Source organism: Enterobacter sp. CC120223-11 (genome assembly GCF_900215375.1).
In the GTDB taxonomy this organism is placed as follows: domain Bacteria; phylum Pseudomonadota; class Gammaproteobacteria; order Enterobacterales; family Enterobacteriaceae; genus Scandinavium.
Genome location: NZ_OBEF01000002.1, coordinates 353,051 through 379,238 on the forward strand (window position 1 = coordinate 353,051; position 26,188 = coordinate 379,238).

The 26,188-nt window shown below is 57.0% G+C and carries 18 protein-coding genes; 7 read left to right on the top strand and 11 right to left on the bottom strand.

The window, feature by feature from the left end:
- Position 1: 1 nt before the first annotated feature.
- The 3 genes from CRO87_RS03920 to CRO87_RS03930 form a co-directional block, all read right to left on the bottom strand.
- Positions 2-1,576: an iron ABC transporter permease gene (locus CRO87_RS03920; RefSeq protein WP_176504253.1), complete on the bottom strand. Its 1,575-nt coding sequence runs from the start codon at positions 1,574-1,576 to the stop codon at positions 2-4.
- A 26-nt stretch (positions 1,577-1,602) separates the two neighbouring features.
- Positions 1,603-2,619, bottom strand: coding sequence for an iron ABC transporter substrate-binding protein (locus tag CRO87_RS03925; RefSeq protein ID WP_097161611.1), 1,017 nt, complete (start codon positions 2,617-2,619; stop codon positions 1,603-1,605).
- 256 nt (positions 2,620-2,875) lie between these two features.
- Positions 2,876-3,274 carry a DUF1090 domain-containing protein gene (locus tag CRO87_RS03930; protein WP_255252476.1) on the bottom strand — a complete coding sequence of 133 codons (399 nt, stop codon included), beginning with the start codon at positions 3,272-3,274 and terminating at the stop codon, positions 2,876-2,878.
- A 185-nt stretch (positions 3,275-3,459) separates the two neighbouring features.
- Between CRO87_RS03930 and CRO87_RS03935 the strand changes: the two genes are divergently transcribed.
- The gene (locus CRO87_RS03935) at positions 3,460-4,581 is read left to right on the top strand and encodes a cupin domain-containing protein (protein WP_097161612.1); all 1,122 of its coding nucleotides are present in this window, start codon (positions 3,460-3,462) and stop codon (positions 4,579-4,581) included.
- Between the two features lie 266 nt (positions 4,582-4,847).
- On the opposite strand, the gene CRO87_RS03940 is transcribed toward CRO87_RS03935, so the two are convergent.
- Positions 4,848-6,242 (bottom strand): MFS transporter, encoded by a 1,395-nt coding sequence (locus CRO87_RS03940; RefSeq protein WP_097161613.1) that lies wholly within the window; start codon positions 6,240-6,242, stop codon positions 4,848-4,850.
- Between the two features lie 54 nt (positions 6,243-6,296).
- Positions 6,297-7,388, bottom strand: coding sequence for a cellulase family glycosylhydrolase (locus CRO87_RS03945; RefSeq protein WP_097161614.1), 1,092 nt, complete (start codon positions 7,386-7,388; stop codon positions 6,297-6,299).
- 201 nt (positions 7,389-7,589) lie between these two features.
- On the opposite strand from CRO87_RS03945, the gene CRO87_RS03950 reads away from it, so the two are divergent.
- The 3 genes from CRO87_RS03950 (at position 7,590) to CRO87_RS03960 (ending at position 11,344) form a co-directional block, all read left to right on the top strand.
- On the top strand, positions 7,590-8,603 hold the full coding sequence (locus CRO87_RS03950) for a LacI family DNA-binding transcriptional regulator (RefSeq protein WP_097161615.1): 1,014 nt from the start codon (positions 7,590-7,592) through the stop codon (positions 8,601-8,603).
- A 187-nt stretch (positions 8,604-8,790) separates the two neighbouring features.
- A complete protein-coding gene (locus CRO87_RS03955; RefSeq protein WP_097161616.1) occupies positions 8,791-9,807 on the top strand; it encodes an HlyD family secretion protein in 1,017 nt (338 codons plus the stop codon).
- Between the two features lie 10 nt (positions 9,808-9,817).
- On the top strand, positions 9,818-11,344 hold the full coding sequence (locus CRO87_RS03960) for a DHA2 family efflux MFS transporter permease subunit (RefSeq protein ID WP_097161617.1): 1,527 nt from the start codon (positions 9,818-9,820) through the stop codon (positions 11,342-11,344).
- Between the two features lie 61 nt (positions 11,345-11,405).
- Here the strand turns inward: CRO87_RS03960 and fumA are convergent, their stop codons facing one another.
- The gene (fumA, locus tag CRO87_RS03965) at positions 11,406-13,055 is read right to left on the bottom strand and encodes a class I fumarate hydratase FumA (RefSeq protein ID WP_097161618.1); all 1,650 of its coding nucleotides are present in this window, start codon (positions 13,053-13,055) and stop codon (positions 11,406-11,408) included.
- A 51-nt stretch (positions 13,056-13,106) separates the two neighbouring features.
- A complete protein-coding gene (locus CRO87_RS03970; RefSeq protein WP_097161619.1) occupies positions 13,107-14,618 on the bottom strand; it encodes an anion permease in 1,512 nt (503 codons plus the stop codon).
- A 638-nt stretch (positions 14,619-15,256) separates the two neighbouring features.
- Here CRO87_RS03970 and CRO87_RS03975 point away from each other — a divergent pair.
- On the top strand, positions 15,257-18,031 hold the full coding sequence (locus CRO87_RS03975; protein WP_097161620.1) for a flavocytochrome c: 2,775 nt from the start codon (positions 15,257-15,259) through the stop codon (positions 18,029-18,031).
- Positions 18,032-18,222: 191 nt separating this feature from the next.
- A complete protein-coding gene (locus CRO87_RS03980; RefSeq protein WP_097161621.1) occupies positions 18,223-19,188 on the top strand; it encodes an FAD:protein FMN transferase in 966 nt (321 codons plus the stop codon).
- Here the strand turns inward: CRO87_RS03980 and dcuR are convergent.
- Positions 19,169-19,888 carry a two-component system response regulator DcuR gene (gene dcuR, locus CRO87_RS03985; RefSeq protein WP_097161622.1) on the bottom strand — a complete coding sequence of 240 codons (720 nt, stop codon included), beginning with the start codon at positions 19,886-19,888 and terminating at the stop codon, positions 19,169-19,171. The genes CRO87_RS03980 and dcuR overlap by 20 nt on opposite strands.
- Complete coding sequence (locus tag CRO87_RS03990) at positions 19,885-21,504, bottom strand: sensor histidine kinase (protein WP_097161623.1); 1,620 nt, start codon at positions 21,502-21,504, stop codon at positions 19,885-19,887. Before CRO87_RS03990 ends, dcuR begins: the two co-directional genes overlap by 4 nt.
- A 170-nt stretch (positions 21,505-21,674) precedes the next feature.
- Between CRO87_RS03990 and CRO87_RS03995 the strand changes: the two genes are divergently transcribed.
- Entirely contained in the window at positions 21,675-22,592 is a 918-nt protein-coding gene (locus CRO87_RS03995) for an N-acetylmuramic acid 6-phosphate etherase (protein WP_097161624.1), read from the top strand.
- A gap of 175 nt (positions 22,593-22,767) precedes the next feature.
- On the opposite strand, the gene CRO87_RS04000 is transcribed toward CRO87_RS03995, so the two are convergent.
- Both CRO87_RS04000 and CRO87_RS04005 read right to left on the bottom strand, forming a co-directional pair.
- The gene (locus tag CRO87_RS04000) at positions 22,768-24,744 is read right to left on the bottom strand and encodes an alkyl/aryl-sulfatase (protein WP_097161625.1); all 1,977 of its coding nucleotides are present in this window, start codon (positions 24,742-24,744) and stop codon (positions 22,768-22,770) included.
- A 243-nt stretch (positions 24,745-24,987) separates the two neighbouring features.
- Positions 24,988-26,100, bottom strand: a complete 1,113-nt coding sequence (locus tag CRO87_RS04005; protein ID WP_097161626.1) for a GGDEF domain-containing protein — start codon at positions 26,098-26,100, stop codon at positions 24,988-24,990.
- Between the last annotated feature and the right edge of the window lie 88 nt (positions 26,101-26,188).

A 26,188-nucleotide genomic window follows, 5' to 3' on the forward strand; every position in this document is an offset into this window, starting at 1 on the left:
GTTACAGGCCCGCCAGTTTTTGCGATTGGACGTAGAGAATGCCGGTCAGCGGCAGCGAAAGCAGGATCATCAGCAGGGCGTAAGGCGCGGCGGCCACGTAGTCGATTTCGCTGGTCAGCGCCCAGAAGCCCGTCGCCAGGGTGCGCGTGCCGAGGGGCGACAGCAGCAGCGTGGCGGTGAGCTCATTGCTAATTCCCAGAAAGACCAGCGCCGCACCCGCTGCGGCTCCCGGCGCGGCCAGCCGCAGCGTAATACTCCACAGCGCTGCCGCAGGGGTTCTGCCTAAGCTGCGGGCGGCATTTTCCAGCTCGACCGGTGCCTGGGCAATGCCCGCCCGCAGGTTGATCAGCGCCCTCGGGGCGAACATCAGTAGATAGGCGAGGAACAGCGTCACTTCGGTCTGGTAGATTGGCCGGAAGTGATGAATGGTCACCGTGACCAGCGCCAGCGCCACCACAATGCCGGGCAGCGAGCTGGTGAAATAGTTGCAGCCTTCAAGCAGCCGGAACAGCCGACGAGGGTAGCGGACCGACAGCCAGGCCACGGGCACCCCCGCCAGGACGACGATTGCCGCCCCAACGGCGGAAAGCAGCAGCGTCTGCTGGAGCGAGAGCCAGAGCACGGTGTGCTGCCAGTTCTCCACGCCGCCGAGCCATAGCCAGCGTCCAAGCACCGTCAGCGGCACGACAAAGGCCAGCAGGATCACGCTGAGGGCGAACAGTTGCCCGGCAAACTGCCAGCCGGGGGACAGTCGCCCGCGCTGTTGCTCGCGTGCCGCGCCGGAGCCGACTCGCGCATAGCGGACTTTACCGCGGGTGACGCCTTCCAGCGTCAAAATCACCAGGCAGCAGAGCGCCAGCACTCCGGCGAGCATGTTGGCCGCCGGGCCGCTGAACGTCGACTGAAACTGGTCGTAGATAGCGGTGGTAAAGGTGTCGAAGCGGATCATCGCATACAGCCCATATTCGGCCAGCAGATGCAGCGCTACCAGCAGCGCACCGCCCCAGACGGGCAGTTTGAGCTGCGGCAATACCACGCGCCAGAACACCTTCAACGGCGAACTGCCGAGTGAGGCAGCCACGTCCTCAAGCGTCGGATCGAGGCGGCGCAGCACGGCGGAAACGGGCAGATAGATAAACGGGTAGTAGGCCAAAACGGACAGAAACACCCCGGCGGGCAGCCCGTGCAGCGACGGAATAGCGCTCACCCAGGCATAGCTTTGCACAAACGCCGGGATCGCTAACGGCGCGACGGCCAGCACCGACCAGACGCGTCGGCCCGCAAGCGTTGTGCGCTCCGTCAGCCAGGCCAGCAGGACCCCCACCGCCACGCAGAGGGGGACCGTCAGGGCAATCAGCCACAGCGTGTTGCCGAGCAGTTCGGCCACGCGCGGGCGGAAGACGAGTGCTTTCACCGTTTCCCAGCCGGTATCGACGCTCACGTAGACCACGAAAGCCGGAGGGATCAGCGCCAGGGCCGAAAACAGGCACGCCAGCGCCGTCAGCAGGATTGCCGGTCTTGCCCGCCCGGCTTCGACCCGTGCCCGGGAATGTTCAGTCACATTGACGACGGACATGCAGCACTCATCCTTTTACTTGTCACTCAGAGCAGGCCAGCCTGCGTCATCAGGTCAATCACCTTCTTGCTGTTCAGCTCGGAGGCTTCCACCTTCGGCGCATCCAGATCTTTCAGCGGCACCAGTTTCGGGTTAGAGGCAGCGTTGACGCCGACGGCGTACTCAAACGCATCGTTGGTGCGCAGAGATTCCTGGCCTTCTTTGCCTGTTACCCACTTGATGAAGGCCTGAGCCTGCTGCTGGTGCTTACTGGACGCCAGCACGCCACCACCGGAAATGCTGACGAAGGCACCCGGATCCTGATGTTTAAAATAGTGCAGCGCGGTGTTTTTGCTGTTCTCACCGGTTTTGGCCTGATCGACAAAGCGGTAGTAGTGGTAGATCACGCCGCCGTCGATTTGCCCGGCGTTCACCGCCTTCATCACCGTGCTGTTGCCTTTATAGGCCACAAAGTTGGTTTTCATCGCTTTCAGCCAGTCGAGGGTCGCTTTTTCGCCCTTCAGCGCCAGCATCGCGCTGACGATGGCCTGGAAATCTGCGCCCGACGGGGAAGCGGCCCAGCGTCCTTTCCACTCTGGCTTCGCCAGGTCCATCAGCGAGTGCGGCAGCTGTGCTTCGCTCAGTTTAGCCGGGTTGTAGACAAACACCGTGCTGCGCGCGGCGATGCCAATCCAGCGGCCATGTGCCGGGCGATACGCCGGGGAAACCTGCGCCAGGGTGGCGGCATCCAGCGGGGCGAACAGCTTGGCGTTGTCGACGAGCACCATCGCTGGGGAGTTTTCCGTCAGAAACACGTCGGCCGGGGAGGCGCTGCCTTCCTGCACCAGCTGGTTGCCGAGTTCGCTGTCCCCGCCGTTACGCAGGGTCACCTTGATCCCGGTTTCTTTGGTGAAACCGTCGACCCAGGACTGCACCAGGTTTTCGTGTTGCGCGTTATAGACCACGATCCCGGCATCGCTCTCAGCGGCGAGCGTCTGAGAAGAAAGCAGGATTGAGGAGGTGAGCACGGCCAGAGTACAGAGGGACGAGACGCCAAATTTCATCGGTTAATCCTTCATAAAAGTGAGTAAAAGCACCAGAAAGCATAGCGAGGCGGATTACAGCACACTGAAAGATAAATGCTAATGAAAGTGATTATCATTTATATAAAAAGGTGGGAAATAGGGCGTATTGCACCTTTCAGACGATAAACCGCCTGAACGGCGGGGCAGGGTATTGAGAAGATTAAATTAACCTTAACAGCAGGCGAGCAGGGCAGCCGCCTGCGGATAAACGCGGCGATTTGCCGCGTGTCCCACTTTATTTATTCAGCTCGGCTTTGGCTTCCGCCAGCTCTTCTTTCGCGTCTTCAAGCTTTTCCTGCTTTTTGGCGATCTTGTCGTTGCGGCCGCTGGCTTTGGCTTCGTTCAGCTCCTGCTCGCGTTCGGCAACCTTTTGCTCTTTTTTACGCACGTCGGCTTCACGCTCCGCGCGCAGAGACGCATCGGTGCAGTTGGCTGAGGTTTCCGCCAGCGCTTTCTCGAGACCCGCAATGCGGTAGCTATTGTTGTGCGCTTTGGCATAGTCAATCTGCTGCTGAATCTCCGCTTTTTTAGCGGCACAGCCTGTCAGGCCAGATTGCGCCAGTGCGGCTGTGGCCGGAAGGGTAATCAGCATCAGGGCCAGCGCGGTTTTCTTCGTCATCGTTTTAAAAATCATGGTTTCTCGCTCCTTGTGAAATTCGTTAAACGACACTTTAGCGGTCAGATCTTAATGAATGCTTAAATCAACCTCAATAAGGTTGAGGTGATTCATTTTTTGACCAACCCTTGACCCTTAGCAAGAAAGAGTGCGCCCATCTCTCGCATAATCACCGCCGTTTTTCCTCTTACTGGTGTGATGGAATGGTAAATCAACTGAATCTGAACTGGCCTGAGTTCTTAGAGAAATACTGGCAAAAACAACCCGTTGTGTTGAAAAATGCCTTCCCGAACTTCGTTGACCCGATCACGCCGGACGAGCTGGCGGGGCTGGCGATGGAGCCGGAAGTGGACAGCCGCCTGGTGAGCCACAAGGACGGCCAATGGAGCGCGAGCCACGGCCCGTTCGAACAGTTTGACGACCTCGGCGAAAGCGGCTGGTCGCTGCTGTGTCAGGCGGTGAACCACTGGCATATGCCTGCGGCGGAGCTGGTACGTCCGTTCCGCGTGCTGCCGGAATGGCGTCTGGACGATCTGATGATCTCCTACTCCGTGCCGGGCGGTGGCGTGGGCCCGCACATCGACAACTACGACGTCTTCATCATTCAGGGCATGGGCCGCCGCCGCTGGCGCGTGGGCGATGCCATTCCGATGCGTCAGTTCTGCCCGCACCCGGCGCTGCTGCACGTTGATCCGTTTGAACCGATTATCGACGTCGAAATGTCGCCGGGCGATATCCTCTATATCCCGCCTGGATTCCCGCACGATGGCTTCACTTACGAAGACACGCTGAACTATTCAGTAGGCTTCCGTGGGCCGAACGGACGCGACCTGATCAGCGGTTTTGCCGACTATGCACTGGAAAACGATCTTGGCGGAGTGAACTATGGCGATCCCGATCTGACGGTTCGTGACCATGCAGGCCGCGTGGAGCCGCATGAGCTTGAACGCCTGCGCGCGATGATGGTCGAAATGATCAGCCAGCCGGAAGACTTTAAACAGTGGTTTGGCCGTTTTGCCAGCACGCCACGTCACGAGCTGGATATCGCCCCGGCAGAGCCGCCATACTCCGCAGAAGAAGTGCTGGATGCCTTGCAGGGCGGTGAAACGCTGACGCGCCTGAGCGGGCTGCGCGTGCTGAACGTCGACGGCAAATTCTTTGTTAACAGCGAAGGCTGGAACCCGGCAGATGTGCAGGCGGCGGATGCGTTAAGCCGTCTGACTGAACTCAGCCAGGATGACCTCGGCAACGCCCTGCAAAACCCGGCGTTTGTTGAAGAGCTGACGGCGTTTATCAATCAGGGTTACTGGTTCTTCGACGAGTAATTGTTGAGGGGGGGGGCTGCCTGATGCCCTCTCCCCAACCCTCTCCCACGGGGAGAGGGAGTAAAACCAAAGCTTCAGACAGATCCTTCTCCCACGGGGAGAGGGAGTAAAACCAAAGCTCCGGACAGTTGCCTCTCCTAAAGGGAGAGGGAGTAAAACCAAAGCTTCAGACAGATCCTTCTCCCAAAGGGAGAGGGAGTAAAACCAAGGCTCCGGACAGTTCCCTCTCCCTTTGGGAGAGGGTTAGGGAGAGGGAAAATACACGATCAATTCGCTGAAACAGGGCGCCCGTCCGGCTGCACTTTCACCTCATCCTCAGGCGTGGCATGACGTCTCTCCGCCAGTAGGCGGCAAATCTCCGCGTGCTTCTCTTCGGTAAAGGTAAAGCGCGACATAAAGCCCAGGCGGATCAGCGAGCCAATTGCGGGCAGCAGGCAGATGCCGAAGAACAGCCCGTTCAGCACCGCGTCGCTCTGGCTTTGCGCCTGCGGCACGTAGCCAATCATCGTCAGAAACACGCCAATTAATCCGCCGCCGACGGCCACCGACATCTTGCCGGTGAAGGTCTGCCCGGAAAAGGTAATTGCCGCACAGCGTTTATGAGTGTGGTACTCGGCGTATTCGATGGTGTCGGCAATCATCGACGAGGTGAGAATGTTGGTCATCATCACGAAGATGGTGCTCAGACCAAGCAGCAGGAACAGTACCGCCGTGTGGTGGTAGCCCGCAAACCACATCACCACGCGCACCGCGATATCCAGCCCGCAGAGGATCATAAACAGCTTCCGCTTGGGCATTTTGCGCGTCAGCATCGGTGCCACCAGGCACACCACGGCTGCCACAATCCCCATCAGGCCAATCACCATCTGCAGGCTGGCGTCGCCCATGTTGTAGATAAAGAAATAGATATAAATGCCGTTGGCGACGTTATGAAACACGCAGAAGAAGAACGACAGCAGGATAATAAACAGCGGCTTGTTCTGCTTCAGGTTGCGGAAGGTGTCGCGCATGGTGACCTTTTCAGGGCTTGGCGGCACGCGCTCCTTAATCTGTAAAAAGCCGTTCAGCATCAGCGGCAGGCCAACCAGCATCATCACCAGGGCCGCCATAAAGTAGCCCTTGTCGTTGCTGTACTGCGAGAAGAATGCCGCCAGCTTCGGGAAGAAGATATTGGCGCAGGCAATGCCCGCGTTCACGCCGAGCATGGCGGCGGTGACCGCGCGGGTGCGCTGGCCTGAGTCGTTGGTCATAACCGAGGACATCGACCAGAACGGAATATCCGAAATGGCGTACAGCGTGCCCCACAGAATGTAGGTCACTCCGGCGTAAAGAATTTTTGTGGTGGTGTCGGCCTCGATTTTATAGAACGACAGCAGCGTGACGCCGGTAATCAGCAGCGGCGCAATCAGCATAAAGTGGCGGAACTTGCCGAAGCGGCTGTTGATGGTGTCCATGATGCTGGCAAACAGCGGATCGTGAATCGCATCCCAGGCGCGGGCAATCAGGAAGATGGTACTGGCGGCGAGGGCGGAGATGCCCAGCACGTCGGTATAAAAATAGTTAATGAATGAACCCACTAAACCAAAGCTAAAACACTGACCTAAACCATAGCCAAAATAGGACCACAACTCGCGAGACGGTATTTTCATTGTATTTGCCATAGTGCGTACCTTAAGGCCCGGCAGCAAACCGCCGGGCATTGTCATGAGTTATTTTTATGAACGGGCAGGGTGCAGGCCGATTTTGCTCAGCTTGCGCACCAGGCGCATTTCCGCCTGCGAGAACGGAATGCCGTTTTCTTCAAACACGTCGTGGAACCACAGGCGGCAGTAGTCCGGGGAGTGGGTCATCACTACCGGCCACGGTAGCCAAGTCTGGGTTTTGCCGCGCACTAAGCCCCACTGATACGGCGCCACGTTGGTGGCATGCATCAGCGGTAGCTGTTCTTCGATAGTGCTGCCAACGTGACGCGCCAGCCATTCAGTGCAGAACATCGGGCGGCCAAGCTGCTCCAGTTGATGGATGATGGCGACCATCCGCGCGGTGTTGGTGTAGGCGTGGAAGCTCACCACGTCCGAAAGCTCAAGCGCGGTTTGATCCAGCGGATGCTGATAGAACGTCTCACCTTCTTCTTCCTGCGGCAGACGCCAGGCGCAGACGGTCAGCGGCTGCTCAGGATCTTCTTCACGCACCCATTCGAAGGCTTTGCGCATCAGATCGTGGGCGAACGTCTCCAGCTTCTCGTCGTATTGCACTTCGACGGTGCCGGTGGCGAAAATGCCGCGGTTGCCCGGCTCGTTGTAGAGATCCCACAGCAGCACGCGTTTGTCGCTGCGAAACTCGCGCACGATGTCTCGCACGTAGCGCTCAATCTGCGGCCATTCATCGCGGTCGCATACTTTGGCGCGCCCCGGGCTCGCCGCCGCCTGGCTGTTGTGTTTGCCCGGCACCGGCGCTTTTTGCGGGCCGAGGTAAGGTTCGTCGCCGGAGAAACCGCAGTCATCCATCAGCGTCAGCATGGTGCGGAAGCCGTGGCCGTCGGCAATGCGCAGGAATTGATGGATGCGTTCGACGAGGCCATCTCTGTCATGTTCCCAGACGATAAACGGCAGGTTGATGCGCAGGCTGTTGTAGCCCGCGTCCGCCGCCCAGCCCAGCTCGCGTTCGATGGTCGGCGCGTCGAAGGTGTCTTTCTGCCAGATATCGGTCCAGTTCACCGCCGTTGAAGGCAGATAGTTAAAGCCGCACAGCCAGCCCTGCTGCTGATACCACGCGTTTGCCTGCTGCTGCGTCCACTGCTGTTTCATGCTCACCTCAATAGCTGATAATGTTTAGCTAATAATTATTAGTTGTGGCATAAATGAGCAATTGCGAGAGGGCAGAAAAGCGAGAAGCGTCACAAAGTTCAGCCACACAGCACAAAGAAACGTGACCGGAGGCGCAGAGCGCTGCCGAAAAGCGATGCGGGCAGGTATGATGTTGATTCTGTTAGCCGTGGGGCAGGGATTATGAAACGGAAAAATAAGGTCACGATGAATGACATTGCGCGCGCCGCCGGGGTGTCACAGGCCACGGTGTCGCTGGTGCTCAACCAGTCGCGCAACATCAAACTCAGCGACGAGACGCGCCAGCGGGTGATCGCGGTGGCGGGCGAACTCGGCTACGACCGTCTGCCCGCTATTCACTCCCCGCGCAATCAGGAAGAGATAGCGCTGCTGATAAGCTCCCTGCAAAGCTTCGACCCTTTTGTGGACGCCATCACCCAGGCCCGCGAGGCCGCCTGGCGTAACGAGGTGCTGCTGACCGTTTACGACTACGGCGACGACAGCGAGCTGGCGCTGAACATCATTCGCCAGCTGGAAAAACGCAACTGCGTGGGCATCATTCTTGCCTCGCCGGTGACCTGCGTGGCGGACATGAGCGCGTTTCAGGACTGCACCACGCTGCCGCTGGTGCTGCTCAACCAGCGCGATCCTGACTCGCCGTTGTTGCCGTCGTTCGTGCCGGACGACTACGCCAATGCCTTCCAGATGACGCGGCACCTGCTCAGCCAGGGCGTAACCCGCATCGCGCACATTACGGGCGAAAGCTGGATGGAGGCGACCCGTCAGCGCCTGGCGGGCTACCAGGCGGCGCTGATTCAGGCGGGCATTGAGCCGAAAGCCGAATGGGTGCAGCAGACCAACTGGCAGTTCAACGAATCCTATCAGGCGACGGTGACGCTGCTGGCGCTGGACGAGCGTCCGGAGGCCATTTTCTGCGCCAGCGACTGGCTGGCCATCGGCTGCTATCAGGCCTTATCGACGCACGGCGTGAGTATTCCGCAGCAGATGCGGGTGGCGGGCTATGACGATCAGAAAATCTCCGAGCAGATGACGCCGCCGCTGACCAGTATTCAGCTGCCTTATGGCGAGCTGGGCCGCCTGGCGGTGGAATATCTCTGCAACGCTGAAGATGCGGCCACGCATTTAACCCTGGCGGGCAGGCTGAAGGTGCGACTCTCCAGTGGCGCAAATTTATAATTAAACCTCAAATAGCACCGCCTGCTTAGCTGATTATAAGCAGGCTAAGTATATTCACCCCATCAATACTTCCGCTGATACCTGATTCTTTCTCTTCGACGCCGCCTGTTCGTCACGCAGGGCGTCTGCACTTCTTTTGCTTTTTTCCGACGTGGGTATCGCACCAAAAACTAAAAGAGACCTGCATATGACCATCAAAAAACTGCGTTTTGCTTTGTTAGTTGCGATTCCTGCCCTGGGGCTCGCCGCAGGCGGCTGGATGTATTTCACCGGCGGCCGCTATGTTGAAACGGATAATGCCTACGTGAAAGCGGATAAAACCGCGATTGGCGCCGAGGTGTCTGGCCGCGTATTACATGTGGCGGTGAAAGAGAATCAGCACGTCAATAAAGGTGACTTATTATTTAGCGTCGATCCCGAGCCTTATCAGTTGGCCGTCGCGCAGGCGAAATCGGAGCTGAATAATACCGTTATCGATCTCAATACCATCAAGTCGCAATATCAGAGCAAGCTTGCCAACATTGCTGTTTCTAAAAGCCAGCTGGCTTACGCTCAGCGTGAGGAAGGGCGTCTGCATCGCCTGAGCGGCCCAGGCTACGTGTCGGCATCTGAACTGGACGGCGCGCATGAGAAGTCACTGCTGATGGCGCTGGAAGTGAATATGCTGCAAAAACAGCTCCAGGAAGTGACGGACAGTTTTGGCGGCGATATTACTCTGCCCGTGGAGCAGCATCCGCGTTATAAAAAAGCGCTGGCGGAGCTGAATACGGCGAAGAGTCGTCTGTCCCACGTCAATGAATATGCGCCATCCTCCGGCACGATCGCTAAAGTTATTCAAACCGGGGAATATGTGCAGGGCGGCACCACGACAATGCTGCTGGTCTCCGACAGCCATTTATATATTGAGGCCAACTTTACCGAAAAAGATCTCACCCATATTCGCAATGATGAACCGGCAGAAATTAATGTGGATTATGCGCCTGGCGTGACCTGGCATGGCAAAGTCAGCAGCATCAGCCCGGCTACCGGTGCGGAGTACTCGGTGATCCCTGCCGAAAACGCCACCGGCAACTGGGTGAAAGTGACCCAGCGCGTACCAGTGCGTATTCGCCTGCAAACCGATGCCAGCCAGCCGCAGCTGCGTGCCGGGCTGAGCGCGACCATCAGGATTGATACCCAGGCTAATGCCAACCGCGCATCCTGAGGAGGCACAGATGTCTGATGTTATTGCCGCGCCTCAGCCGCAACGTACCGCCGTTGACAGGCGCTTGCTGATCACCTTCTCGGTGATGCTGGCAACCATTATGCAGGCGCTGGATACCACCATCGCCAACGTGGCGCTGCCGCACATGCAGGGCGCGATGGGGGCGACCCAGGATCAGACCTCATGGGTGCTGACCTCCTACATCGTCGCCGCCGCCATAGCGATGCCGCTGACCGGTTTCGTCGCGGCCCGCATCGGTCGTAAGCGGCTGTTCACCTGGTCGGTGATCGGCTTTACAGTTGCGTCGATGCTTTGCGGCGCAGCGCAGTCGCTCAACCAAATCGTCATTTTCCGCCTGCTGCAGGGTATTTTTGGCGCAAGCCTGGTGCCGCTTTCACAGTCGGTGATGCTCGACGCATGGCCGAAAGAGAAGCACGGCTCGGCGATGGCGATGTGGGGCATGGGCGTGATGGTCGGGCCGATCCTCGGCCCCGCGCTCGGCGGCTGGCTCACCGAGTATTACAGCTGGCGCTGGGTGTTCTACATCAACATCCCGTTTGGCGTGCTGGCATGGCTTGGTATTTCTGCGTTCGTCAGCGAAACCGCGCTGGATGCGAAACGTAAATTTGACCTGCCTGGTTTCTTCTTTCTGAGCGTGGCGATCGGCAGCCTGCAGCTGTTTCTCGATCGCGGTCAGTCTAAAGAGTGGTTTGCCAGCGGCGAAATTATCATCGAAGCGGTGCTGGCAGCGGTTGCCTTCTATCTGTTTATCGCCCACATATTTACCATCAAAAAACCCTTTATCGAGCCCGGCATCTTCCGCGACAAGAACTTCGTCGTCGGGCTGCTGTTCAGCTTTATGATGGGCACCATTCTGCTGGCGACGATGGCGCTGATGCCGCCGCTGCTGCAGAACTTTATGCACTACCCGGTCATCGACGTCGGCCTGCTGATGACCCCGCGAGGTTTCGGCACCATGTTCAGTATGATGGTCGTCGGGCGCATCGCCGGGAAGGTCGATCTGCGCTATGTCATCGCGCTGGGCGTGGTCGTGATGGCGGTGTCGCTGTGGCAGATGACGCAGTTCAGCATGTGGATGAGCCCTTGGGAAATTATCAGCTCGGGCGTGGTGCAGGGCATCGGTATGGGGCTGACGTTTGTGCCGCTCTCGACGCTTACCTTTTCCACGCTCGCACCCTCTTATCGTACCGAAGGCACGTCGCTCTATTCGCTGATCCGCAACATCGGCAGCAGCATTGGCATTTCCGTGGTGACGACGTACCTGGCCCGGAAAAGCCAAAGCAACCACAGCGTCTTTTCCGGGTTTATCACCCCCTTCAATAAGGCGTTACAGGGTGAATATAATTTGCATCACATCTCCGGGCTGATGGCCATTAACGATGAGGTCACCCGCCAGGCAACGGTGCTGGCCTACTATCAGGATTTCCGCCTGATGATGTTCCTCTGCTTCCTGTTGCTGCCGCTGGTGCTGCTGTTTTCAAAACCGGACAAGGTCGGGGAGACGATTCTGGAATAAAAATCAGGCATAAAAAAAGCCGGACAAGCAGCGAGCTGTCCGGCTTTTTACGTTTAAAGCATTAACGCTGAGAACAGCCTGAACACTGCTTGTTCTGGATCTGCTGGAAGAAATCGTTGCCTTTGTCATCCACAAGGATAAACGCCGGGAAGTTTTCGACTTCAATTTTCCAGATGGCTTCCATACCCAGTTCTGGATACGCCACGCACTCCAGGCTCTTGATGCTCTGCTGCGCGAGTACGGCCGCCGGGCCGCCGATGCTGCCGAGGTAGAAGCCGCCGTGCTGGTTGCAGGCGTCAGTTACCTGCTGGCTGCGGTTGCCTTTGGCAAGCATCACCATGCTGGCACCGTGGGACTGCAACAGATCCACATAAGAATCCATGCGACCTGCGGTGGTTGGGCCGAGGGAGCCTGACGCATAGCCTTCCGGGGTTTTCGCCGGGCCTGCGTAGTAGATTGGGTGATCTTTCACGTACTGCGGCAGCGCTTCGCCGTTATCCAACAGCTCTTTCAGCTTCGCATGGGCCATGTCGCGCGCCACGATGATGGTGCCATTCAGCGACAGACGGGTGGAAACTGGATGGGCGGAAAGCTGCTTGCGGATCTCGCTCATCGGCTGGTTCAGATCAATCTTCACCACTTCGCCTTCGCCCTGCTGGCGCAGTTCTTGCGGAATATACTGCCCCGGATTGGCTTCCAGTTTTTCAATCCAGATGCCGTCGCGGTTGATTTTCGCTTTGATATTGCGGTCTGCCGAGCAGGAAACGCCCATGCCGATCGGGCAGGACGCACCGTGGCGTGGCAGGCGAATAACGCGGATATCATGAGCGAAGTATTTACCACCGAACTGTGCGCCGAGGCCGAGGTTCTGCGCTTCCTGCATCAGCTCTTTCTCAAGCTGCACGTCTCGGAACGCCTGGCCGTGCTCGTTCCCTTCGGTTGGCAGGCCGTCGTAATAGCGGGTTGATGCCAGCTTCACGGTTTTCAGCGTCGATTCTGCGGAGGTGCCGCCAATCACGAAGGCGATGTGGTACGGCGGACAGGCCGCGGTGCCGAGCGTGCGCATCTTCTCAACCAGCCAGTTTTTCAGTTTGGCAGGCGTGATCAGCGCTTTGGTTTCCTGATACAGATAGGTTTTGTTGGCGGAGCCGCCGCCTTTCGCCATACACAGGAACTTGTATTCATTGCCGTCGACGCTGTAGAGATCGATCTGCGCAGGCAGGTTGGTGCCGGTGTTCACTTCTTTATACATATCCAGCGGGGCGTTCTGGGAGTAGCGCAGGTTGTCTTCGGTGTAGGTGTTGTACACGCCACGCGCCAGCGCGGCCTCGTCACCGCCGCCGGTCCAGACGTTCTGGCCTTTTTTACCCATGATGATTGCGGTGCCGGTGTCCTGACAGGTTGGCAGCACGCCTTTGGCGGCAATCTCCGAGTTGCGCAGGAACTGCAATGCGACGTATTTGTCGTTGTCGCTGGCTTCCGGGTCAGTCAGGATTGCCGCGACCTGCTTCTGATGAGAAATGCGCAGCATAAAGGAGGCATCGTGAAATGCCTGCTGCGTCAGCAGGGTCAGAGCTTCCGGCTCAACTTTCAGCACTTCCTGACCATCAAATTCAGCTACGGAAACGTGCTCGCGGGTCAGCAGATAGTATTCGGTTTCATCTTTCGAAAGCGGGAAAGGATTCTGATAAACAAAAGGTTTATTCGACATACTCAACTCCATAAAGTTAAAAACCGCCGGGGAGTGCCCGACGGTTTTGAATCAGAACATCATCGACATCCACGGATAGCCAATCAGCAGCAGGGCGGCGAGGAAGATAGCCCCGAAGATGGTGCCGAGGCGCCAGTAGTCTTTGGTCGGCAGATAGCCGCTGCCGTAATAGATTGGGCTCGGGCCGGTGCCGTACGGAGTGATGATCCCCATCACGCCGAGTGAGGTCACCATCAGCAGACAGAACACTTCCATATTCATGCCCGGAATGGTGGAGGCGATGGTCAGCATCGCAGGCAGCAGCGCGGTAGTGTGCGCAGTGGTGCTGGCAAACAGGTAGTGCAGCAGGTAGAACGCCAGCAGCAGCACGATGGTTGCGGTGCCCGGAGAGATGCCGCCCATCAGCGCGCCGCCTTCTTTACCCAGCCACGCGATGAAGCCAGTGGAAGAGAGGCCGTCGGCCAGGGCGACGAGCGTTGCGAACCACACGAAGGTATTCCACGCCGCTTTGTTGCTGGTGATGTCGTTCCAGTTCAGCACGCCGGTCCACAGCATCAGCACGATAACCAGCAGGGCGGCCATGGCAGGCTCAATAAAGTCGGCGGCGAAGATCCACATCATCAGCGCACAGCAGACGAACACCAGCAGCAGGATTTCGTTGCGCGACAGCTTGCCGAGTTTTTCCAGTTCACGAGCGGCCCACAGCGGCACTTCGTTGTTCACTTTCACTTCTGGCGGGTAGAACCAGTAGGCCAGCAGCGGCATCACCAGAATCAGGATCACGCCGAGCGGCAGGAACGCCAGGAACCACATGCCCCAGGAGATGTTCAGACCAACGATGCTTTTCACCAGCGCCAGCGCCAGCAGGTTAGGTGCCAGGGCAGAGAGGAACATCGAACTGGTGATACAGGCCGCGGTGATCGCCACCCACATCAGGTAAGAACCGATTTTACGCGCGCTCGGATCGTTAGGTTTTGAGCCGTACAGCGGCGGCAGGTTAGCGATGATTGGGTAGATGGTCCCGCCGCTGCGCGCGGTGTTCGATGGAGTGAACGGGGCCAGCAGCAGGTCAGCGAAGGTGATGGCATAACCGAGCGTCAGGCTGCGGCGGCCGAGGTATTTCACCAGGATCAGCGCCAGACGGCGACCAAACTGGGTTTTGTCGTAGCCTGCAGCGAACATGAAGGCACCGAAAATCAGCCACACGGTGGAGTTGCCGAAGCCGCTCACTGCCCATTTAAAGGAGGCGGTTGCCAGTTTGAATTTTGGCTCCAGCATTTGCTCCGGGCTGAACAGCAGCCACTGGCTGCACAGGGCGATGACCACCACGCCGGTCAGACCGATGACGGCACCTGGCAGCGGTTCGAAGATAAGGCCGACGATCACGCCGACGAAGATAGCGAAGTAGTGCCATGCGTACGGTGGCAGGCCTTCCGGCACCGGTATAAACAGCAGCAGCACCGCGACGATAATCGGCAGCGCCATCATCACCAGGCGGTTTTTATTACCGGCTTTTGCACTTGCCGGAGCGGCAGGTGCGGGGGTTGCAGTTTTGTCTTTCATAGTGAGACTCGACAAGTAGTTAAGAATTCGGTTTGCCGTTCTGAATGACGCGATCGCTTTTTTTAGTTTCTAAAGTTTCTTTAATTATATATGGCGATCTTGATGCTATTCAGATATAGCGATTTAACGCATCTTGATGAGCGCTAAATTAAATAAGTTGGTTATTTATATATTGCGCTTTCAGTAGCTGTTGCAATTGATCGAGATCAAGAAATGGCAGTAAGTAATGTTATTTTTAAAAAATAAAATACCCCTGATATGGTAGGGGGTTATTTTCTTAAAGTGGCATTGAATGTTAAATTTTGAATGGTGAATATCCTGGCTTTGGACGTTCGATTTTTGTGTAAGTTATTGTTTTGTTGTTGTTATTGCTATCAATACCATCGATTGTCATGGTTAACAAAGGTAAATGGGGTGTTATCATTTTTGCGCTTTGTGTGAACGTAATATTTTAAAATGCTAATACCCTGGTGGTACGCGTGTTATATCAGGTATTAAATAGTTTTATAACTAACGTAATAACTTTCGTAATTAAAGAAAGCGTATATTAATAACCATGAAATCGGACCACTCAATAAAACAAAAAAGTGTCCGTCACCGAATTCTTAAATTTCAATTTTAAATTCCGGAGTTCCATTATGACCAGTAATGAACGCATTCTGAGCCCCTTCACTCTGCCAAACGGTACTGAGCTGAAAAACCGTTTATTAATGGCACCGATGACCACCTGCACAGGTTATTTCGACGGTACCGTGACCAGCGAGCTGGTGGAGTACTACCGCGTGCGTGCGGGCAGCATCGGCACCATCATCGTTGAGTGCTGCTTCGTTGACGACCTCGGCCTCGCTTTCCCGGGCGCCATCGGCATCGACAACGACGAGAAGGTCGCAGGCCTCGCCAAAATTGCCGCAGCGATTAAGGCAGAAGGTTCAAAAGCCATTCTGCAGATTTACCACGGCGGTCGCATGGTCGACCCGAAACTGATCGGCGGTCGTACTCCGGTTGGCCCAAGTGCCGTAGCCGCTCCACGCGACGGTGCTGCAACGCCCGTTGCGCTGACCACTGAAGAAGTGGCTGGCATGGTGGTGAAATTCGGTGAAGGCGTTCGTCGCGCGATTCAGGCCGGTTTCGACGGCGTGGAAATCCACGGCGCCAACACTTACCTCATTCAGCAGTTCTTCTCCCCGAACTCCAACCAGCGTACCGACGAGTGGGGCGGCAGCCGCGACAACCGCGCGAAATTCCCGCTGGCGGTGCTCGACATCACCCACAAAATGGTGCGCCAGTACGCCGACGACAGCTTTATCGTCGGCTACCGCTTCTCGCCGGAAGAGATGGAAGTCCCGGGCATCCGCTTTGACGACACGATGTTCCTGCTGGAAAAACTGGCGGCGCGCGGCCTCGACTATCTGCACTTCTCGCTCGGCGCAAGCCTGCGTCCGTCCATCGTTGAGACTCAGGACCCGACCCCGCTGATTGAAAAATTCTGTGCGCAGCGCTCTGAAGCGTTGGCACAAGTCCCGGTGATGGGCGTCGGTGGCGTGGTGAACGCGAAAGAGGCTGAAGAAGGGATCGATCACGGCTACGACCTGATCGCCGTAGGCCGTGCAACCATCGCTTATCCGGACTGGGCGGAGCGCATCGCCAATGGCGAAGAGCTGGAGCTGTTCATCGACAGCACTCAGCGTGAAGCGCTGAACATCCCTGAGCCGCTGTGGCGCTTCTCGCTGGTGGAAGCGATGATCCGCGACATGAGCATGGGTGAAGCCAAATTCAAAGCGGGCGTGTTCGTGGAGAACGTGCAGGACGATGCGAACGAGCTGGTGATCAATGTCAGCCTCGAAACTGACCGCATCGCCGACATCGAACTGGTGTCCGGCCCGTCGCAGGTGGAATTCGTCACCAGTTTCGAAGAGATTAAATCTCGTATTCTGGACGCCAACACCCCGCACGTCGACGCCATCTCCGGCGCAACCAGCCAGAGTGAAGCGGTGAAAAAAGCTGTATCCAAAGCGATGGTGAAATCCACCAAAGCACGCGTGGCGGAAGAGGGCGGCGATGAGCTGGCGCCGAAAAACTACGACGTGGTTGTGGTCGGCAGCGGCGGTGCTGGCCTGGCGGCGGCCATTCAGGCCCACGACGAAGGCGCGAGCGTGCTGATCGTTGAGAAAATGCCAACCATCGGCGGCAACACCATCAAGGCTTCTGCGGGTATGAATGCCGCGGAAACCCGTTTCCAGCGCGTGAAAGGCATCCAGGACAGCAAAGAGCTGTTCTACGCCGAAACCCTGAAGGGCGGCGGTAACAAAAACAATCCGGAGCTGCTGCATCGCTTCGTGGAAAACGCACCGGAAGCCATCGAATGGCTGGCCCGTCGTGGCATCATGCTGAACGACATTACCACCACCGGTGGCATGAGCATCGACCGTACTCACCGTCCACGTGACGGGTCGGCGGTCGGCGGCTACCTGATCAGCGGCCTGGTGCGCAACGTCACCAAACGCGGTATCGACGTAATGCTCGACACCTCCGTGGACGACATCCTGTTCACCGACGGGGAAGTGAGCGGCGTGCGCCTGCTGACCGAAGAGAAAGAAACCGTGCTGGTGCAGGCGAAGAGCGTCGTCGTGGCAACCGGCGGCTTCAGCGCCAACAGCGCGATGGTGGTGAAATACCGTCCTGACCTCGAAGGCTTCGTGACCACCAACCACAAAGGCGCGACCGGCGGCGGTATCGCACTGCTGGAACGCATCGGTGCAGGCACCGTGGACATGGGCGAAATTCAGATTCACCCGACCGTTGAGCAGAAAACCTCTTACCTGATTTCCGAATCTATCCGCGGCGGTGGGGCGATTCTGGTGAGTCAGCAGGGCGAGCGTTTCTACAATGAAATGTCGACCCGCGATAAAGTCTCTGCGGCGATTATTGCCCTGCCGGAGCACTTCGCTTACATCGTCTTCGACGAGCACGTAAGAGCGAAAAACAAAGCGGCAGATGAGTACATCGCGAAAGGCCTGGTGGTCAGCGCCAGTTCACCGCGCGAGCTGGCGGCGAAATTAGGCATGGACGAGCACACTTTCCTGGCAACGCTGGAACGCTACAACGGCTTCGTGGAAAAACAGCACGACGATGACTTTGGCCGCACCACCGCGTTACGTGCGCCAATCAACGAAGGCCCGTTCCACGCAATCCAGATTGCGCCAGGCGTACACCACACCATGGGCGGCGTGACCATCAACACTAACACCGAAGTGCTGAACGCTGAGCATCAGGTTATCCCTGGCGCGTATGCGGCGGGTGAAGTGGTGGGTGGTATCCACGGCGGCAACCGCATCGGCGGTAACGCAGTGGCGGATATCATTATCTTTGGTACACTCGCCGGTCATCAGGCTGCGGTGAGAGCACAGCGGTAAGTTCTCCGCTCGCCCTCTCCCTAACCCTCTCCCAAAGGGAGAGGGGATCAGATCAGAGCACGTTTCTCCCTCTCCCAAAGTGAGAAGGAATTGCCCGGAGCTGTTTGCTTCTCTCCCTCTCCCTTTGGGAGAGGGCCGGGGAGAGGGTAAACGCCACAAAAAGAGCCACCACCATGATGAGGGCAACCGCCATGCCAACGGACGATTCAGTTTACAGCTATTCCGCCGTTCTGATGGGCTCGCCCATCCTGCTGAAGCTCTTCTCCCACAACGAGCCGCTGGCTTCCCGCGTATTTTCTCTTATCAAACAGTATGAAGATTTGCTGACCGTGAACCGCGCGCAGTCGCAGGTGATGGACATCAATCACGCCGCCGGAGAACATTCTGTCCCCGTCAGCCGTCCTGTATATCAGCTGATTAAATGCGCCAAAGCCTCGAGCATGCTGCCCGGCAGCGCGTTCAACCTGGCGATTGGTCCGCTGGTCAAACGCTGGCGTATTGGCTTCAAAGGCGACAGCGTGCCGCCTGCCGATGAGATAGCGGCGCTGCTTGAGGTGACGAAAGCAGAGGATGTGCTGCTTGACGATACGGCGCTCAGCGTCTTCTTAACCCGCAAAGGAATGGAAATCGATCTCGGGGCGATTGCCAAAGGCTACATCGCTGACCGCGTACGCGACCTGCTGCAAAAAGAGGGTGTGACCGAGGGGCTTATCAATCTCGGCGGCAACGTTCAGACGCTCGGCACGCCGCAGGGCTACTGGAGCATCGGGCTAAAAAAACCTTTCTCAGATGCCGATGCGCTGGTGGGCGCCATGGAAGTCGCCAACAAATCTGTCGTCACTTCCGGCACCTACGAGCGCTATTTCGAAAAGAACGGCCAGCGCTATCACCACATTCTCGACCCGAAAACCGGTTATCCGCTGGATAACGAACTCGACAGCGTGACCATTATCTCCACCGATTCACTCGACGGCGACATCTGGACCACGCTGCTTTATGGCGCGGGCGTAGAGCACGGCTGTCGGATGCTGAAAGGGCGCGACGATATCGAAGCGATTTTCGTCACCAAAGCGCGGGAAGTGGTGCTCTCCTCCCGCCGTCAGTTTCGCTTCACGCTGCTCGACGACAGCTACCGCCTTATTGACTGTACTGCTTGAGCAGGCCGTACTGTTCGGCTATCAGCCGATAGCGGTAGACCGGGCGGCCCGTTGCGCCGTAGTGAATGCTGGTGAACAGAATATTGATTTGCGCCAGCCAGATCAGATATTTACGGCAGGATACCCGCGAAATATTCACCGCGTTTGCCAGGTCGTCGGTCGAAAACTCCGTGCCCGGATGGGCATCAATCCACTGACAAATTGTGCGCAAAGTCTGCGGCGTTAAGCCTTTCGGCAGCTTTTTGCTGTCCGCCACTTCCGGCGTGCCGCCGTGTAACAGCTGGTCGACATCGGCCTGTTCATAATACGCATGCGATCCCATCAGATTTTTCTTTTCACGCCAGGCGGTGAGTGCTTCCTCAAAACGTGGGAACTGGAACGGTTTGATCAGGTAATCGACCACGCCGTAGTGAATCGAGGTCTGAATCGTTGCGGCATCGGCAGCCGATGAGATCATGATGACGTCAATCGCCCGCCCGGAGGCGCGGATCACCGGCAGCAGATCCAGCCCATTATCCTGTTGCATATAGACGTCCAGCAGGATCAGGTCGATCGCCAGAGCGGGATCGTTGAGCATCAGCGTGGCCTGCGCCAGCGTGGAAGCGGTGCCGCAGCAATGAAAACCGGGCACCCGGGCGACGTACATCCGGTTCAGCTCGGTGACCATCGCGTCGTCATCAACAATTAATACATTTATCACGCACTCTTCCTTTCACTGTCCCACGGGAGACTGACAAAAAATTGGGTAAACACGCCGGGCTCGGATTCTACCGTAATCGTCCCGCCCAGTTCATCTAACTGCTGGCTGGCAAGGAACAGGCCGACGCCGCGGTTTTCGCCTTTCGTGGAGAAGCCCTTAGCGAAAATGGCGTCCAGATGCGCCTCGGGAATACCGGGGCCGTCGTCGCTCACTTCAACGGTCAGCCAGCCCTGCTGGCAGTGCATCAGCAGGCTGACTTCGCCTTCTTCCTGCTGGCTCATAGCGTCCAGCGCGTTCTCGATCAGGTTGCCGAGCACCGTCACCAGTACCGTCACCTGTTTTTCATTCGGGTTGTCGGGCACCAGACTTTCATCGGCAAGCTGGAGGCTAAAACCGCGCTCCTTCGCACGGTTGATTTTGCCGAGCAGGAAGCCTGCCACCACCGGCGATTTCACCCGATGCTGAATGGCACCGATATCCGTCTGGTAAGTCTGCGCGGTGAGCAGCACGTACTCTTCAAGCTTATCGTAACTTTTCATGCTCAGCAGGCCGAGAATGACGTGCAGCTTGTTCATAAACTCGTGCGAGGTGGTGCGCAGGGCATCGACATAGTTGACCATGCCGTCAAGTCGCTGCATCAGCTGGCTGACTTCGGTTTTGTCGCGGAAGGTGCTGATGGCACCAATCACCCGGCCCTGACTGCGCACCGGCACGGTGTTGCTGAGCAGCAGACGGCCGTTGCAGCCAAGCTCCCGATCCTGAATCGCTTCGCCGCTGGCGACCACTTCTGTCAGGTTGTTCAGCAGCTGCGCCTGGCCCGGTTCGCCCTGGGCGATGCTCGATGAGGAGAGCAAAATCTGACGCGCGGCGTGGTTTATCACCGTGACTCGCCCTTGCGCATCCACCGCCATGACGCCTTCTTTCAGCGACTGCAGCATCGCCTGGCGCTGCTGGAAGAGGCTGGAAAGCTCCGATGGCTCGAGGCCCAGCAGTTCACGCTTGAGCACCCACACCAGGCCATAAATACCGACGCCCGCGATGATGACGCTGAACAATGCGCTCCAGATGACGCTCCAGCGGCTGCGGCTGATTTGCTCATCGACTTTGCTGAGCGAAATACCAATCACCACCACGCCAATTTGCTGATGGTGGTCGTCATAAACGGGGGTAAAGACGCGCAGCGCCTCGGCCAGCACGCCGTGATTGATGGAGACGTTTTCACGGCCTTCGAGCGCCGGACGTAAATCCTCGCCGATAAACGGCTGGCCGATGACGGCTTTGTCGGGGTGTGAGTAGCGAATACCGCGTATATCGGTCACCACGACGAACAGCAGGTCGTTGCGCTCTTTCACTGCCTGAGCCAGCGGGATGATGCTGTTGTTCTGCGGCGACTGAAGCAGCCCGCGTTTAACTTCCGGTGAATCGGCAAGCGTCCTCGCCACCGCCAGGGCCGTCTCCTTCACGCCGTCGCGCGTGGCGTTGCCAATCTGCCCGAGCCACAAAGCGCAGGTGAGGAGCAGCACCGCACCAACGACGCTGCAAACCATCAGGGTGACCAGGGTGCTGAGTTTCATTCGCCGCTTTGGCGCGGCGGCGGGCAAGGGGGATTCGCTCATCTCTGTCTCGCGGCTAACCTCAAAGGGGTAATTATCGCCGCCGCAGCCCCTTTTTTAAAGCCGCGTAAAGAAAAGGAAATTTGCGTCCGGGGGCGTTAAGCGTGACGGCACTCGCAGTCGGTTATCAGAATATCCTTATAGTAGGTAAGGACGCTAACCAAGGAGGTTGTATGAGCATTAAGCCAATGAGTAACGTGATGGAACGTCGCAACGCCGCGACCACCGGGATCGACAAGCTCTCGACCCACGACATGCTGGCGATGATCAACAAGGAAGATAAACAGGTCACCGATGCCATTGCCGCCACTCTGCCGGACATCACCCGTCTGGTGGATAACGCGACGGCGACCCTCAGCCGCGGAGGACGCGTAGTGCTGGCAGGCGCAGGAGCCTCTGGCCGGGCGGCGGTACTGGCCGCCGGTGAGTTCGCGCCGGACAACAAACATTCGCTGCTGGCGCTGATGGCGGGGGGCATGGCGTCAATGACGCAGACCTCAGAAGCTGCCGCAGCCAATTACGATCGCGGCGTCAAAGATCTCGAGGCCATAGCCTTTAGCAACAACGATATGCTGATTGGTCTTAGCGTCAGCGGCAAAACGCCGTGGGTCTGGGGCGCGATGCGCCACGCCTGGTCCCTCGGTGCCCGAGTCGCGATTGTCACCCAGGATGCCAGCAGCGAAGCCGCACAGCTGGCGGATATCACTATTGTGCCACCCACCGGGCCGGAAGTGGTGGCCGGGTTTAATAACCCGAAAGCGCACCTGGCACAGAAACAGATCCTCACTATGCTCACCACCGGCATCGCTATCCGTAGTGGACGCGTCTACAGCAATCTGCGCGTGGACGTGCAAGGCAGCAACACCCGCTGGCAAGAGCGGCAAATCGCTATCGTGATGGAAGTGACCGGCTGCCCGCGTGCACAGGCGAAAGTGGCGCTGGTAAACGGCAATAACCACTGCCGTACCGCGATCCTGAGCATCATGACCGGGATGGACGCCTGGCGCTCAAGAGAATTGCTGAGCGATAACAACGATAACCTGCGTGTGGCGTTGATGGAGGCGCAGGAGAAGCATTTGCATAACGCATAACCTCTCGCCCGCTTTCCAGGCCCGGTAAGGCGCAAGCCGCCTCCGGGCAATCACTGCCTCCGGAAAAGGCGCTTAAAGCCGTAAACACACCGTCCGATCCAAATAAAAAAACCGCCGAAAGCGGCGGGCTACTTAACATGGTAGACCCTGCGGCGTTAACCGCAGGGGCAGGGCATTACGGCGTCACAATGTTGAACCAGAACTCAAATTTATCCATTGAGTTCAGCAGCAGATCCAGCTTGCCAGCGTCGCCGGTGATTTTCACGTCACCTTTGTCTTTGGCCTGCTGCAGGCTCTCTTCTTTCAGCACGATTTTATTCAGCGTATCGCGTGACATAGTGATGGTAGCATCGGCTTTATCAGACTGGGCATCGGCCGTATGGTTCAGCACGCCGTTTTCCAGCTCCAGCTTGTATTTACCGCCGCTGTCGCCGAAGTCGAAGTTAAGCACCGCTTTGGCGTCGGCCGCTTTCTCGCCATTGACGTGTACCGCCAGATAGTCGAAGAACATTTCAGGCGTCATCGCACGGACGGTATCCGGGCTCGCGGTGTTTGGCGTCGGGCCTTTCACCACGCCGCTACGCAGTTCCTGCGCACCGGTCAGGTAGAAGTTACGCCACGGGCCAGATTCCGCCTGATAGCCCAGCTGCTCGAGCGCATCGGCTTCCAGGTTTTTTGCCGCCTGATTGCTCGGATCGGCGAACACCACTTTGCTCACCACCTGCGCGACCCAGCGATAGTTACCCTGATCAAAGTCGGTTTTGGCCTTTTGCAGGATAGCGTCCGCGCCGCCCATATATTCAACGAATTTCTTCGCCGCTTCTTCCGGTGGCAGCTCATCCAGGGTTGCCGGGTTGCCGTCGAACCAGCCGAGGTACAGCACGTAGGTGGCCTTCACGTCATGGCTGACGGAACCGTAATAGCCACGGTTAGCCCAGGTATTGGCGAGATTCGGCGGAAGCTTGAAGTTGGCGGCGATTTCATCCCGGGTCAGGCCTTCGTTCGCCATGCGCAGGGTCTGGTCGTTGATGTAACGATACAGGTCGCGCTGAGATTTCAGCAGCGCATTTACGTTGTCGTTGCCCCACGTCGGCCAGTGGTGCTGCGCCATGATGATTTCAGCTTTATCACCCCAACGGACAATCGCTTCGTTGATGTATTTCGACCACGGCAGCGGTTCACGAATTTTCGCGCCGCGCAGGGAATAGGTGTTGTGCAGGGTGTGAGTCACGTCCTCTGCGGCTTCGATGACTTTTTTCTCTTCGATGTACCACAGCATTTCAGACGGAGCTTCGGAGCCTGGCGCCAGCATAAAGTCATAGGTCAGGCCGTCGATAGTCTCTTTCTGGCCGTCTTTCTCAATGATGTTGGTTGGTGCAATCAGCGTTACCGTACCCGCTGAGGTGGTGGTACCGAGGCCCGCACCGACCTGTCCGGTGGTGGATGGTTTCAGCAGGTTGCCGTACATGTAGCTGGCGCGACGACTCATGACGTTACCGGCCATGATGTTTTCCGCCACCGCCGCTTCCATAAAGCCTGCCGGGGCGTAGATTTTCACTTTACCCGCTTTCACGTCGGCTTCATCGATAACGCCACGCACGCCACCATAGTGGTCAACGTGGCTGTGGGTGTAGATCACGGCGACAACCGGTTTTTTGCCGCGATTTTTGTAGTAAAGATCCATGCCGACTTTGGCTGTTTCCGCAGACACCAGCGGGTCAACCACGGTGATGCCCTCTTTGCCCTCGATGATGGTCATGTTCGAGAGATCGAGGTTACGAATCTGGTAGACGCCGTCGGTGACCTCAAACAGCCCGCTGATATTGATCAGCTGCGACTGACGCCACAGGCTTGGGTTGACGGTATCGGGGGATTTTTCCCCTTCTTTAATAAAGGAATACTGCTGCGGGTTCCAGATAACGTTGCCCTGTTCACCTTTGATCATCTCCTGCGGCAGCGCGGCGACGAAACCTTTATGGGCGTTGGTGAAATCGGTGTTATCAGAGAAGGGCAATTGATTGTAAAGGGCATCATTTGCCTGCTTGGTTGCCGCGGTTGCGGCTTTGGTCGCTTCTTCGGCTAATGCAGCGGTAGAAAGCGTGGTGAGCATCCCTGCAAGAGCCAGACCTTTAACGATTGCGTTTAGTCTCATCTTCATAGCCTCATGAGATAATTGACGGTGTTTGAACGGTTTTGTCAGCGCAAGATGAACAAATGTTTCTTTTTATAACTGCATGTTTACGTTGAGCAAGTGTAGATGAGGATGGAAATTTTGCGTTGTGGAAAGGTTAAAATACGAAAAAATAATAAGGCTTCATGCAGCGATGAAACGAGCATGACTTCAAATACGTGAATAGTCAGGAAATAGTGAATAGTTGCTGGTAGCAACTCTCCGTCAGCGGCCTTTTTTGTTCCAGCTGATACGATTTCGCCCTTCGTGTTTCGCCTGGTAGAGTTGTTTATCGGCAAGTTCAATCAGCGTTTCGAGAGACATTTTTGCTTTCCACTGCGCTATACCCAGGCTGAGAGTGACCCGGGGAGAAACAGATGAACCCTTGTGTGCAATACGAGCCTCGGCGAGCGCATGCTGAATGCGTTTCGCGATGTCTACGGCATTTTTCATCCCGTCGCACAGCGCCAGCACCACAAATTCCTCACCGCCAAAGCGAAACGCCGCATCACTGGCCTTACGTAGCGACTGCTCGATGCAGCGGGAAACGTGAATCAGGCACTTGTCCCCTTCAACGTGTCCATACAAATCGTTGTATTGTTTGAAAAAATCAATATCCATCACGATGAGGTAGAGCGACCGCTTGTCCTGCTCAATCTGGCGCAGGTTTCGGGCAAAGGCTTCTGCGAGGCTATGACGGTTGTACAGTCCGGTCAGGGTGTCGTAGTTAGCGAGACGAACCAGTTTTTTGATCAGAACATTTTTTTCATATTCGCTGCGCTGAGTGCGCAGATAGGACTCGAGCAGGACATACCGTGCCGACAGGACGACGGCCAGAATGATGAAAGCGCCAATGAGCTGCGCCAGGGTAAATTTCGTCGGCGTTAATACCTCGCCGTAAAGGGTGGCGAAGATAATGGGGATGCAGAACAGGGCCAGCATTAGCCCTGAAATATAGAACGTGATGGTGGCGGGCAGCAGCAGGATCACCAGCATCACCATGGTAACGGTCGGCTGCTGAAAGTCGATCATCATGTTGAAGAAAATGATGGCCCACAGGATACCAAAGACCAGTGCAATCAGCGGGAGACACTTTTGGTACAGCCCTTCATTGATGCGATCGCGCAGCTTCAGGGTGACCAGCAGATTAAGAAGGGAGAAGGCCAGAATGATATACAGCGACAGCGTATAGTTTTCGGTCCTGAGGGTAATCACAGTGCCGCCGCTAAAAATGCGCATTACCAGCCACAGCGTAAATATCACGTTCAAGCACAAAAACCAGAGATAGCCCTTCACGCTGGCAATCGCCACTTCCCCGGTACTGTGCTTGATGTCCATGAAATGACTCCTGATTTAGTTACTCCTGATCTTAGTGGATCCCGTTTGTCTGCTCAAATGTCTCCGGGCTGACGCAGCAAGGAGGTAT